The organism is Roseburia sp. AM23-20 (assembly GCF_003470905.1).
Lineage (GTDB): Bacteria > Bacillota > Clostridia > Lachnospirales > Lachnospiraceae > Roseburia > Roseburia rectibacter.
Map to the genome: position 1 here is coordinate 1 of NZ_QRHS01000042.1, position 12,947 is coordinate 12,947.

General features: G+C 36.3%; 11 protein-coding genes. 1 reads left to right on the plus strand and 10 read right to left on the minus strand.

Annotated features, from left to right (window positions below):
- Positions 1-52 precede the first annotated feature (52 nt).
- The 8 genes from aepX to DW650_RS18630 all read right to left on the minus strand — a co-directional run bounded on the left by aepX (position 53) and on the right by DW650_RS18630 (position 9,500).
- The gene (gene aepX, locus DW650_RS18595; RefSeq protein ID WP_118210801.1) at positions 53-1,210 is read right to left on the minus strand and encodes a phosphoenolpyruvate mutase; all 1,158 of its coding nucleotides are present in this window, start codon (positions 1,208-1,210) and stop codon (positions 53-55) included.
- A complete protein-coding gene (gene aepY, locus DW650_RS18600) occupies positions 1,207-2,340 on the minus strand; it encodes a phosphonopyruvate decarboxylase (RefSeq protein WP_118210802.1) in 1,134 nt (377 codons plus the stop codon). Before aepY ends, aepX begins: the two co-directional genes overlap by 4 nt.
- Positions 2,334-3,047 carry a sugar phosphate nucleotidyltransferase gene (locus DW650_RS18605; protein WP_199654322.1) on the minus strand — a complete coding sequence of 238 codons (714 nt, stop codon included), beginning with the start codon at positions 3,045-3,047 and terminating at the stop codon, positions 2,334-2,336. The genes aepY and DW650_RS18605 overlap by 7 nt, the downstream gene beginning before the upstream one ends.
- Positions 3,048-3,065: 18 nt before the next feature.
- Positions 3,066-4,190, minus strand: a complete 1,125-nt coding sequence (locus DW650_RS18610; RefSeq protein ID WP_118210803.1) for a 2-aminoethylphosphonate aminotransferase — start codon at positions 4,188-4,190, stop codon at positions 3,066-3,068.
- Positions 4,191-4,230: 40 nt separating this feature from the next.
- Positions 4,231-6,243 carry a sulfatase-like hydrolase/transferase gene (locus tag DW650_RS18615; RefSeq protein WP_158576243.1) on the minus strand — a complete coding sequence of 671 codons (2,013 nt, stop codon included), beginning with the start codon at positions 6,241-6,243 and terminating at the stop codon, positions 4,231-4,233.
- A 62-nt stretch (positions 6,244-6,305) separates the two neighbouring features.
- On the minus strand, positions 6,306-7,847 hold the full coding sequence (locus tag DW650_RS18620; RefSeq protein WP_118210805.1) for a BCCT family transporter: 1,542 nt from the start codon (positions 7,845-7,847) through the stop codon (positions 6,306-6,308).
- Positions 7,844-8,569, minus strand: coding sequence for an NTP transferase domain-containing protein (locus DW650_RS18625; RefSeq protein ID WP_118210806.1), 726 nt, complete (start codon positions 8,567-8,569; stop codon positions 7,844-7,846). The genes DW650_RS18620 and DW650_RS18625 overlap by 4 nt, the downstream gene beginning before the upstream one ends.
- Complete coding sequence (locus DW650_RS18630; protein ID WP_118210807.1) at positions 8,562-9,500, minus strand: choline/ethanolamine kinase family protein; 939 nt, start codon at positions 9,498-9,500, stop codon at positions 8,562-8,564. The genes DW650_RS18625 and DW650_RS18630 overlap by 8 nt, the downstream gene beginning before the upstream one ends.
- An 80-nt stretch (positions 9,501-9,580) precedes the next feature.
- Between DW650_RS18630 and DW650_RS18635 the strand changes: the two genes are divergently transcribed.
- On the plus strand, positions 9,581-11,623 hold the full coding sequence (locus DW650_RS18635) for a sulfatase-like hydrolase/transferase (protein ID WP_118210808.1): 2,043 nt from the start codon (positions 9,581-9,583) through the stop codon (positions 11,621-11,623).
- Positions 11,624-11,747: 124 nt separating this feature from the next.
- Here the strand turns inward: DW650_RS18635 and DW650_RS18640 are convergent, their stop codons facing one another.
- Together DW650_RS18640 and DW650_RS20695 are read right to left on the minus strand one after the other, a co-directional pair.
- Positions 11,748-12,728, minus strand: coding sequence for a LicD family protein (locus tag DW650_RS18640; protein WP_118210809.1), 981 nt, complete (start codon positions 12,726-12,728; stop codon positions 11,748-11,750).
- Positions 12,679-12,831 carry a glycosyltransferase gene (locus DW650_RS20695; protein ID WP_334294429.1) on the minus strand — a complete coding sequence of 51 codons (153 nt, stop codon included), beginning with the start codon at positions 12,829-12,831 and terminating at the stop codon, positions 12,679-12,681. The genes DW650_RS18640 and DW650_RS20695 overlap by 50 nt, the downstream gene beginning before the upstream one ends.
- Positions 12,832-12,947 lie beyond the last annotated feature (116 nt).

A 12,947-nucleotide genomic window follows, 5' to 3' on the forward strand; every position in this document is an offset into this window, starting at 1 on the left:
TGATGGGCGGCATGTTTTTTTTAAAGGCAAGGTACAGATGATTACGTACTTACTATATTACAATATTAATTCCATGCTGTTGTAGTTCACTTTCATATGTCTCATTATAAGAGGTCGGCACAACGACCAGGGGAGTAATTTTATCTTTTTCACGAAATCTGTCACAAAACGCAAATATTTCATCAGGAGTTTTTTTTCTACTGTGAATCATAATGCCGTCTGCACCTGCGTCCACATATGCAAATGCTCTCACAAGTGCATCCTCTAATCCCTTTTCTAAAATAAGGCTCTCAATCCGTGCAATAATCATAAAATCTTTTGTACGCTGCGCACGTTTCCCCGCTCTGATTTTTGCAGTAAAGTTTTCTATACTATCCTGTGTCTGCTCTACCTCTGTTCCAAACAAAGAGTTTTTCTTGAGTCCCGTCTTATCCTCGATAATAACTGCTGAGACCCCTACACGTTCTAATGTTCTTACGTTGTATACAAAATGCTCAATCATACCACCGGTATCCCCATCTAATATGATTGGCTTCGTTGTAACCTCCAACACGTCATCCACCGTACGAAGTCTGGATGACATGTCTACCAGTTCAATATCAGGTTTTCCTTTCGCTGTCGAATCACACAGACTTGATAACCACATTGCATCAAATTGATCAATCTCACCGTTATTGGCCACAATTGTCTTTTCCGCTATCAATCCTGTCAGACCACTATGCACTTCCAGTGTCTTTACTATTGGACATAACTGTAATAATTGCCGTAACCGTTTTCTACGATATTCCGGCATAGCAGTCCTTTCCCGCATAACAGCTTCAATATTCCTTACCTGCTCATTATATGTATATGGGATTTCTATTAACTGGCCTCCCCATTTTTTCAGATTTTCAATGACATTATCCCGGATCACTTCCATTGGATCATTTAGCCAATTGTCACCATGTATAACATAATCTGGTTTTATTTTTTCTAAAATGGAACCATACATTACCTCATCCTGGACGACCACCTCATCCACTTCCGGTATCTGTTCTAACATTTTTTTTCGATCTTCAAATGATACCGTCGGAAAGCGGTTATATCGAATCATTGCCGTGTCACTCAATACACCTGCAATCAATTTTCCATATTTTTTTGCTTCCCGAATAATATTCAGATGTCCTTCATGTATTACGTCCGTGCAAAAACAAGCATATACTTTTTTCATAAGCCAACCCCATGATATTTCATAAAATTATTTTTATTTTCTTCTGCAGTTTCCTTTGGTCTCCCCAGATCTGCCCTCGATTGCATTGCCACCTTTATCTCAATGAATGTAAGATTCCTTTTCTTTTTTATGTCACTCAACACCTTTGTTAAATCCTGCTGCTTATCCACGCAATACACCCTTTCATACCCAACGGTCCCGGCAATATCCGCATAGCTTAATCCCACACAACCAGTTGGCATTCCTCCTACCGATTCATGCGCATCATTATTCAGACAAATATGGATCAAATTTTGCGGTTTCTGTTTTGCTATATATGCCATACTTCCCATATGCATAAGCACCGCTCCATCTCCATCCAGACAATACACCCTTTTTTTCTCTAATTTATGAGCCATTCCAAGTGCGATCATAGATGCATGTCCCATTCCGCCTACCGTCAGAAAATCCTGTGCATGACTCCCTTTTATTCTATTACTCTGCTCATATACTTCTCTTGAAATCTTTCCTGTTGTAGAAATGACGACATCACTTTCATCCAGCGTTTTTATTATTGTCGCTATTGCATCTTCTCTTACTAAACTATTATTGTTTTTATAATCACTACTGTTATTATTCTGTAGAAAATCTCTTTTCAAAATAAATGCAAACTGTTTTCCTTCCTTTAGCACCTGTGCTGCTCTGTCAAAACTACACATTATTTCCTGCATAGAAAGTTCCTTTTCCAACACTATATATTCGATTCCCAGCACACGCAGTAAGTCTTCCGTTATTTTCCCCATATATTTATGCTGAGGTTCATCTTTTGTTCCTGGCTCACCGCGCCATCCCACTAATAATAACATTGGTATTCCATATACATCTTTATTAGCAAGCGATGTAATTGGATTTACTATATTTCCCAGCCCGCTATTCTGCATATAAACGCAGACCGGCACTCCAGTTGCTAAATAATTCCCAATTGCAATGCCAACAGCTGCCCCTTCATTTACCGGCACATAATGTTCAAATTCATTTTTCCCTGCCCCATTGATATAATCACAAAAAGGCTTTAATGCAGAATCTGGTACCCCGGCTAATGTTTTTATTCCTATTTTTTTTATTTGCTCCACAAAATCTGTTACTAACATATCTTATACCTCGAATCCAGCTGGCTCAATTCCTCCAGTGTATCAACTTCTATTACACTTTCCGGTGATATTTCCTCTACCTGAACCTTTAAACGTTTTAATTCCTGATCAACAATCTCATCCCAAAATAATTTCTCATGTCCCGGTTTCTGATATGATGCTTCAATTGCTTTTTTTATGATTAACGCATCTGCCCTCTTCCAATAAGAAATACCTGCCATGTTATATGTATCTGTGCCACCTTTTCCTACTCTTGTAATATTACCATTTTGCACATCGAATACCCAGTCCGAAGAATAGCCCTCTACCATTTTCCCAAAATAGCACGAAGTTGAATATTGTCTCAAAAAAATATTATCATCGGGCACATACAAATCAGCTTCACAAATAAAACAATCTGAACTTCCAAGAATGTCTCTCACTGCATACAATGACGAAATATTGTTTTTTTTCAAATATTCCTTATTTTCAACAATCTCTAAGTTATCATATTTTTCCAACAAATAAGAGAATTGTTCTTTTAAATAACCAACAACAACATATATTCTTTTTATTCCCCGCCGTTCTAAAGCGCAAATAACCGTTTCTATCAGAGGTGTTCCCATAACAGGAACAAGTGGCTTAGGAATCTGCTCTGTCAACGGACGCATTCTTGTACCTAATCCTGCAGCCATTAAAATAGCTATCTCATCTTTTTCTTTTAACATATTTTAAATATCCGTTCTTCATTTCTGGTAATGCACTGGCAGAGAAACTCCCATCTGCTTTAATCCTTCTTCAAATACTTCAAAGAAATCTTCAATATCAGCTTCGTCAATAGCACCTAACGCACATAAGCGAAATGTCTCCGTATTATTAATTTTACCCGGATAAATGGTAAAACCTCTCTCGTAGCAGAAATCATGGATGGCAGAAAAACTCCAGTTTGGATCATCCGGATATTTCACTGCAACCACCAGTCCCGCCTGCCATTCCTTCTTTATCACATTCTGAAAACCCAGTCGCTCAAGGCCACTGTACAATGCATCATACACTCTGGTATGGCGCTTCCACTTTTCCTGCTCTCCTTCCGCAAAATACTCTGCTATTGCCTGACGCATTGCATAAACTGTCTGTACAGGCGGTGTAAAGTGCATTTCTCCATGTTTTTCGAAATAGTCATATTGTAAATACAAATTGCAATAATAGGAACGTTTTGGATAATTTTTTGAACCCTCTATTATGCTTTTATTGCCAATCACAAATGATACACCCGTCATCGCCATTAATCCTTTTTGCGCAGATGCCATACAGAAGTCAATATTATCCTTCTTCATATCAATCGGTCTCATCGCATATGTCGATGTAGTATCTACCACAAAAACTGCTCCATACCGATGTACCAGTGCTCCGATCTCCCGCACCGGATTCAAGATACCTGTTCCTGTTTCATTGTGTGTTGTATATACAAGCGCTATATCCTTATTTTCTTTTAGCACCTGTTCTATCAACTCTAATGATGGTCTTTCATCTATTGGGCACTCCAGATTAATGAATGGCATTCCATAATATTCACATATCTCTACCGCTCTTGAACTATACGCCCCATTATTAATGATCAGAATTTTCTTCTCTTCCGGCAATAATGAATTTAAACAGACATCCATAGAAATCGTACCTGAACCACAAAACAATACAGCTGTATCATCCTGCTCATCTCCATGCACAATTTTAACTAAATCTTTTCGTATCTGCTTCATAATTTCAACAAATTCCTGTTCCCTCGGGCAGATATCCGGCACTACCTGTGCCTGTTTTACTGTATCAGTTGTCGTAGCCGGTCCCGGATTTAACAATATATTTCGTTTCATAGTTCTCTCTCCCATTATACATCAAATCTCAACGCGCCATTTAATAAATACGCAGATTTACTATCTGCCTCATAATAATATCTAAGCATTCCTTCTCAACATCTTCATCATTAACATTTCTTCCTTCTTTATCTGTAAGACAAATTGAATAATCTCCAATCTCAAATCTTCCATCATATCCAACCGGAATCGGGTTGCAAAAATAAAATCGATACTTTTCACTTACCAGTGCCGCTCTATAATAATCTTTTGGATGTAAACTCTCTGTTAACGCCCATCTTCTTCCACTTCCACCAAATATTCTTGGAGTTCGTCCCTCAACCCCCTGTTCACAATATGCTATTCCCGCCATCTTACATAAAATTGCCGTATAATCCAAAGATGACATAACTTCCTCTGTTTCACCTTTAAGTTGTCCATTTCGAAACATAAATGCTATATTTGTTCTTTCCGGTCCTAAAAACTGCCCATCCTCCGGTATCAAAAATCCTTGTCCATGGTCTGAAAACAATGCCACTATAAGTTCATTTTCTTCATATGTATTCTCTAAATATGAAAATAACATTCCCAAATAACGATCCATATATTGTAACATCTGTTCATATTGAATTTTTTTAGCCATATCATATTTTTGCTTTACAGATGTCTCGCTTCCTGTTTCGCATACGCGATCTTCTATTTTCAAATGCGTCTGCACGCTGGTTGGTAATTCCATTTCATCAGCAACATCATGTAAATCCCCTAACGATACCCACACAAACTGATTAATCTCTTTTAATGCATCTATTTCATTGATAACACCGCCAATCATTTTTTCGACTGAAAACCCTGCGTGTTGCAATTGATAAATAAATCGGTCACATCCCCTTGCGTACCCATATGATGGGATTATTCTCCAATCGCCTGAAAAAGCAGATGTATAGTATCCCGACTCATGAAAATATTCCATCAGTGTTTTAACTGAATTTGGAAGTTTCCAATCAATTTCATTATGAAACATCATATGTTGGGTTGTTGCAAGTCCTGACATAACTCCCGCTATACTCGGATATGTCCATTCCCCAGAACTGTAAGCCTGTTTACAAACCATTCCATTTTTGAAAAATTTTGCAGTATTAGGCATTAGGCGTGCAAATTTATCTGCTGTCAACAATACCTGTGCCAGACCATCAACAAATATACTTAACACCAATCTTTTCTTATTTTTATCACTTTTAATCGGTATTGGATTTCCCCAATAACATATATCCGAAGATATTATTTCCCTGCCGCCTCCGACTCTATAATAATAAAAGCTTTTAATGTCTCGCTGAATAACTGGCATTTTCCCATTATCTGTTTCAAACCAATGGGTAGTATTTTTTTCCACCGCTACTGGAACAATCCATTTTTTCTCTGTATCAGGGAGTTTCAAGTAATTTGCCTCTACAACTTCCTGAAATTCTATTTTCCAGTGCACTGCATCCAGTTCATTTATTACATGCCTAGGTCTATGATACATTCCAACATATTTTTTTACTTCTTCACTCTCATAATAATAATCGCCACCAATATGCTCAAACGTCCTAAAACGCCGCTCATTATATCCAAATTGATTTTTTTCATAACCAAGAAATGCTGGTATCATTTTTTGAGACAAATATATCTTCTGTTCATCAGGTAAATAAGTGATTAGTTCTTCCAACTGTTCTAACGAACCTTTTGCTAATAATTCGCAATCTCTGCATATTTTCTCTTCTCCTGCAAATGACGCTAATAATTTGGATATACAATAATGCTTATACGCTTCAATATACTTTGATTGATCCTTATATGCTTCTGCCAGTTTAAGATGGATTTCTAATAAATATGGGTTCTTTCTTAATGCCTGTTTTCCGATTTCAATTGCTGCCTGTATTTTATTCTCATAGATAAAAAGGCACATTTTCATCAGAAAGATATCCATGTCATCAGAAAATTCATTTTCATATTCTAAAATCATTGTTTGTATATCATTTGCATTTTCTTTTTGGTCAAATAAATCCCATATCTTTTCCTTCTTGTCATTTTTCATAACACATCTTGTCACCATTATTTTTCTTCCTCTTCCAGCTAATCAAATATTTCATTTTCAATTTATTTTGTTTGCTTTTGACTATTGTCAAGATCTTTTTTATACTTCTCAACGTCTTTAAAGAAACTTATTACAATCAAAATCATTACCATACCAATTGGAAATGCTGCAATAATGCTTACCGATTGCAGGTTACTCATAGAACTATTTGTGAATAACAAAGCAATCGGAAACAGAATCAATAAAATACACCATATCAGCTGCACAACTTTATGTGGCTGCTTCTGCCCATCCAATTTACGATAGCTATAACAAGAAGCTATCAATGCAATTGAATCAAATGATGTCGCATAAAATGCAATCATCGTAAATACCACTGCCAACAGTACTATTGTTGCACCCGGAAGTGTTTTAATAATGCTTACGATTATATGATATAAATCTCCTGTCCGATTATATTCACCCACATAATCTACCGTCCCAGACATCTGCATTTCCATTGAATAATTTCCTAAAACGATAAAGCTTACCATAGTAGACCCCGCACCAAACATATATCCACCCAGAATTACCTGCCGTATGCTCCTGCCCTTTGAAATTCTTCCAATAAAAAACGGGGAAGCTACACACCATACCATCCAATAAGCCCAATAATAAATTGTCCAATTCTGAGGAAAATAAGATGTCCTTAACGGGTCTGTATCAGTAGCTAAACTTATGAAATTCTGCATCATGATACCCAAAGAAGATATCCCACTTTCAATAATATATCGGGTTTTTCCACCAAATAATAATACATACAATAAGATTCCGAAAAACATGTAAATGCAGATTTTTGCAAGGAAACTGATTCCATGAAATCCATGAAGTAAAGAATATGTATAAATTAAACATGTGATAATCAGAATGATCAAGTTCAAGGCTGTACGCTCTAACTGTATCTGAAAAACATCCGTTAAAATTTCTGATATAAGCGGTGTGGCAATACCAAATGTTGTTGCTGTACCAGCAATCAATGCAAATACTGCCAATAGATCTATCATTCTTCCACCAATGCCATCGGTTTGTTTTCCTAATATTGGTCTGCATGCTTCTGAATATTTTTGACGTTCTCTATTTCGAACATGTAACATAAAACCAAATGCCACTGCAAGCACCAAATAAAAACTCCATGGAATAAAACTCCAATGAAACAGTGGATATATACCAGCCCATTTCTGAATGTTTCCTAGTTCTATGATATGTGGATCTGATGCATACATCATCCATTCTGAAAAAGAATAAAATAAAATGTCTGCTGCCAATCCGCAGGTAAACATCATTGCTCCCCATGAAAAAAAAGAATTTTTAGGTTTTTCTCCCTGTGTTCCCAAAATAATATTTCCATATTTTGAGCCCGCAAGATAGATGGAAACACAAAAAAAAACTATCCCTATCATAATATAATAACTTCCAAAAGTATCTCCTAAGAAAAATCGTATCCGACCAAGAATATAATTAGATTGCTCTGGCAATATGATAAATAATACGAATAAACTAATGATTAATAAAAATGGCACGATTGTAATTAACCAATCAATTTGTTCACGTTCTTTTTTTTTCATGCTAGTCCCTTTTCCCTATATTTCACATAGTTATTATCTATGCTTATCAGCTCTTCTAAACTATCTATCTCTATCACATCATCTGGCTGCATTTCAAAAATACCAAGCTGATACTCCTGTGAATGACAGAACATAACAATATCATCCCAATATATTTGTGTGTTGTGCTTTTGTTCAAACTCGAGTTCCAGATGTTTTTTTAGTTTTCTTCCATCCTCAGCTGTCCAACGCGAAATGCTATACAGTTGCCATCCACATCCCCCCCCAACTCTGCTACAAGCTGTCACAATTCCATCTTTCACTGTCTGAAGCCACTCATCCGTCTCTTCAAATGTCCATACACTATTATACCCCGACCGGCAAAACTCCGATATCAAAATTCTCTCATTACATATGATCTGATCTCCATCTAGAATAATTGCATTTTCAAGATATTTCCGCGCAACATACAATGATGAAATGTTATTGCATGTTGCATAATATGGATTCTCAATCAATGTTATCCCCTGATACTCCTTCCGTATCTCACAAAATTGCTCTTTTAAATATCCTACTACAATATAAATCTCTGTAATATCATTCTGATACAGTGCCTTTATTATCGTATCAATCATTCTAACTCCATTTACCTTTACCAAAGGTTTGGGCGTTCCTAATGTAACGGGGTTCATTCTTTTTCCTATTCCGGCTGCCAGGATTATGGCACGTTCTACTTTATGCATGTAATGTTCTCTCCATTTCCTGCAATTTCAACAGTGCAATATAAGAATACTCTTTTGCATACTGATACTGATGGGTTGCATACTCCATAAAACTATTTCCCAATTTTTCTTTATATTCACACCAATTACTCCACAAAAGACCACCCACTGCAATATAACAATAAATCTTTGTTCTGATTCTTTTCGAACAGCCCTCTGGAAAATAAGCATCAATCAATTGTTCCATATGTTCTCTGTCATATAATGAATAAATACCAAACATAGCGATATCCACATGTGGATCCTGCATTCCTGCATATTCCCAATCAATCAACTTAATCTGTTCTTTTCCGTACTCATCTTTTACAAACAAGAAATTATCTGGAACTGCATCAATATGTGTCAGTACCTTTTCTTCTATATTGCGATCAATAAATGATTTTAACCAGTAAACATCCCTCTTTGTTTTTTCATAGTCTGCATAGACAGATTTTGAATTTCCCCGAAGCAACTCATACTTTTCAATCTGACCAAAAAGATCAAACGTATGGCCGACAGCTAACTTTTTGTCATGAAATCTTTTCAGGCATTCCATGCTTCTTTTTACATCCAAACCATTCATCGGATCACATACCCGCGAATTTTCCAAAAACTCCGATATTTTATATCCTTTTTCAGAATCTATATAAATGACCGGATCACAAATATCCATATCACGGATTGCTTCATATACCTCTTTTTCCTGACACCGATCAATCAGTTTTTCTGTACCAACTCCTGAAATTCGTATCATATAACGTTTGCCTTTACATCGAAATGTAAATGACCGATTCGTCATTCCCTTTTTCATAATATCTATATCTGTAATATCTTGGTTGTTAACATGAAGTGCTTCACAAATTACTGTAAGTGCTTCTTCATCCAATAATTTATCCTGTTTTAACTTTAACATATCGTCTCCTATATGCAAATAAGCCTTTTCTGTAATTTTACTTTATGATACAATTATAACAGATAGGAGGCTATTGTACAATGAAACAACCAGATAAAGACCTCATTGAATCTGCTTTGCAGCACTCTAATATGAATTTAGTAGAAACACTCTTACAGGATTTACATCTCATTTATCCATATGACCGAGATTTTTATTTTTATCAATGTATTTATTTTCTTACAATTAAGCAATATGAACAGGCTCAAAATATTATAACAGACTGTCTCCGTAAATTTCCAACCAGTTATGAATGCTATTATTACCAAGCAAGTATTTATCAGGCTCAGAATATGACTTTACCTGCATTAAAAAATTATGAGATCTGTGCTTTTTTATTTGATTATTTCAACGCAGACTGGAATGATATCCGAACTGATGCAAATACTCAAATAAGCATTTTGAGTTCTCAACTTAAAATACTTATTGATGAATATACTGAAAAAAAGGATTTAAAGGGTTTGCTTGATATAGCAGCATTTTTTGAACGCCGGGAAACAATTTGGGGGAAAAATGACTCTGCCCCCCGTGATCCAAATAACTATGTAATCGGTAACAAGTATTACGTATCCGATACTGAAGCAAGGTATATTGGCATCTATCGCAATCCAACCCATTATGTTACCAAGCAAATCCACAACATGAGTCTCGTATATAACCAGGGGGAATTTTTAAAATTTCATGAATATGGGGTGTCCTCATATATCAATGGTAATGCCAAAGAATACCTTCTTCCAATAGCTGTCGAGACTCCAAACACCATTCATAAAATTCAAAATGGTGATATTACATATACGATACTGCAAAGGATACCACAGCATTTTAATTATTATCGAATACCTAATCGTGTTCACATTAATTCTTCCAATAAAGCCTATTATGGAGAACCAATTGCACTTGGACACAGTTCCAAACGTAAAAAATTAGTTTTAAGTCTCTTTGTCGACGGACTCACTCAAGAAATTATTCAAGGTTCACATTTAAAAGAACGCATGCCAAATACTTACCGTTTCTTTTCCAAGGGTATAATATGCTCTCAAGCGTACAGCACTGCTGAGTGGACTTTCCCAAGTTTAGCCTCATATGAAACTGGTTTGGACACATTAAATCATATGTTATTTCACAATAATTTAAACAATGAGCTTCCTTACGATTTCCCAACTCTGTCTGAATATTTTAAGGAGCAGGGATATTTTACCAGTAAACTAGATGGAGACTGGCGCTCTACTTATTCATGTGGATATACAAGAGGTATTGATCAATACATTTATCAACATCAATTATTAGGTGCGCGTGCCGAACAGGAAATAATAAATATAATTGAACATTTGGAGGCATTTAAAGATACCGATCACTATTTATGGATGTGTATTGGCGATTTGCATGATGTAGCAGATGAGCTTGATCTGTCTCCTGCCATGCAAAATAATCTTGCACTTAAATATCGTACTTACGAGAAACAAAGTAAAACCTCTGTCAAACAAAGTTACAGTGAAAACAAATCAGAAACTTACAAAAAAATGGTAACTTATATAGACACGTTATTGGAATTATTATATTCTTATATTGAAAACAATTATAAAAACACAGAAATTCTAATCAGTCTTTTTGCTGACCATGGACAGGGATATTTAGTTCCATCTGATAAGCCTTTCTTGTCAAAAGAACGTTCTCATGTAGCTTTCATGTTCCGTAGCAGCGACTTAAATCCGTGTTGCACTGACGAGATTATCTCGTCTACAGATTATCTCCCTGTCATGTGTAAACTGGCAGGTATTTCTCAAAGTGATGCTCCTATAAATGGGCAATTACCTAAAATATTTGGTGGTCAAACTGAACGAGAATATGCTATTACCGAATCACTTCATCCCGGTGATCCTTATTGTGCCGTTGCACACACACGGAATTTTGAAATATTTTTTGACAACCCTATACCAGCCGACGATGAAGGACGTTTTACATTAGGCAATTACTCAGTATATGGATTTTTTAACAGTGGTGAGCCAATTACCGATTCAGAACTTTTAAAAAAATATGAGCATATCTTTATATCAAGAATTGCTATGCATATTATTTATGATTAAATACTATTCACGGTTGGGCAATGCTGACAATGCAGTTGCCCACACTGTGTGTTCTGTTCATTTTGATCACACTTTTCCACACACCATTTTCTGTAAGCCATATGCTCTTCTTTCACTTCTCATCTCAAACCCATAGTCTGCCGCTTGAAACTTCCTGACAGAATTCTTCCACGCTTCCATCAAAGCCAACCGCTTTTATCTGTTTTTTCAGTTCCTCCTCCATGTGCCCATAAAATGGGTAATCATGATCCGCTGCTCCCTGCACCGGTGTCATGTAGTCCCCACCATACTCTGCCCTTAAAACCTCATCATACATTGCCGGGACCGGAATCTGTATATTCTCAAATTGTAGCATAACTGCCTCATCATAGCATTCTTTTTTCATCTTATAGCTGTCTTTCTCTATCCAATAAATATAATTGGTTATATATTCTGCCTCTTCTTTATGACAAAGCGAAGCAATCGCATCTGTCAGCTTCCATAGCCCATTTTTCGTATTCTGTCTGTCTATCCTAACATTACATAATTTTTCATATTCCTGCAGACTTTCTTCCAGTTTTCCTGCTTTTTCCAGTGTTGTCCAATTTTCTAAAAGATTCATTCCCTGTATCATCATAATCTTTTGTATATCTGCCAGTTTGGCTTCCACCGGAATATAATCCAATGGAAAAATATCGATTTCCACGCGCTGATAAGGGAATCCGTGAAAATACTTCATATAATCATTAAAATTCCACAATGTTTCATCCGCTATGACACGCAGATGTGACACATTTGCTGCCATTCTAAGACGCACTGTCCCAGCGTACATTCCTGACATCACAAAGCCATACGGTAACTGTCGTTGTAAAATACTGATCAAGCGGTTATAATCTTCTCTCTTTAAGCATATATCAATATCATCATCCCACGGAATAAACCCCTGATGTCTCACAGCTCCCAATAAGGTTCCTCCATCTGCAAAATACTGCAGACCATTTTCTTCACAGATATCTGCAACCACCTGCAATACTTCCATTTGCGCCGCCCAGGCGCGTTTCATCATAGCTTGGATTTCAAATTCTTCTCTTATTTCCGGTTTGAAAAAATCTTGTGTAAATTGCATATATCTCTCTGTTCCCTCTCATCAAAAAAGACTGTGATACATTATAAAGATAAAAATGTGCAAACAGATCTTCCCTCTGTGTAATATCGAATTGTGATGCTATTAAAAGACTCTCTCCCGATTCAACGTAAGTACGTAATCATCTGTACCTTGCCTTTTTAAACATGCCGCCCATCAGGGCGGCACATTTTATTTCTTCTTTTTGGTTCGAAATCCTTC

Coding starts and splice junctions, on each gene's coding strand:
- DW650_RS18620 (WP_118210805.1), bottom strand. CDS start 7,847: ATGAAAAAAAAAGAACGTGAACAAATTGATTGGTTAATTACAATCGTG.
- DW650_RS18640 (WP_118210809.1), bottom strand. CDS start 12,728: ATGCAATTTACACAAGATTTTTTCAAACCGGAAATAAGAGAAGAATTT.
- DW650_RS18605 (WP_199654322.1), bottom strand. CDS start 3,047: ATGTTAAAAGAAAAAGATGAGATAGCTATTTTAATGGCTGCAGGATTA.
- DW650_RS18610 (WP_118210803.1), bottom strand. CDS start 4,190: ATGAAACGAAATATATTGTTAAATCCGGGACCGGCTACGACAACTGAT.
- DW650_RS18615 (WP_158576243.1), bottom strand. CDS start 6,243: ATGAAAAATGACAAGAAGGAAAAGATATGGGATTTATTTGACCAAAAA.
- aepY (WP_118210802.1), bottom strand. CDS start 2,340: ATGTTAGTAACAGATTTTGTGGAGCAAATAAAAAAAATAGGAATAAAA.
- DW650_RS18630 (WP_118210807.1), bottom strand. CDS start 9,500: ATGTTAAAGTTAAAACAGGATAAATTATTGGATGAAGAAGCACTTACA.
- DW650_RS18635 (WP_118210808.1), top strand. CDS start 9,581: ATGAAACAACCAGATAAAGACCTCATTGAATCTGCTTTGCAGCACTCT.
- aepX (WP_118210801.1), bottom strand. CDS start 1,210: ATGAAAAAAGTATATGCTTGTTTTTGCACGGACGTAATACATGAAGGA.
- DW650_RS18625 (WP_118210806.1), bottom strand. CDS start 8,569: ATGCATAAAGTAGAACGTGCCATAATCCTGGCAGCCGGAATAGGAAAA.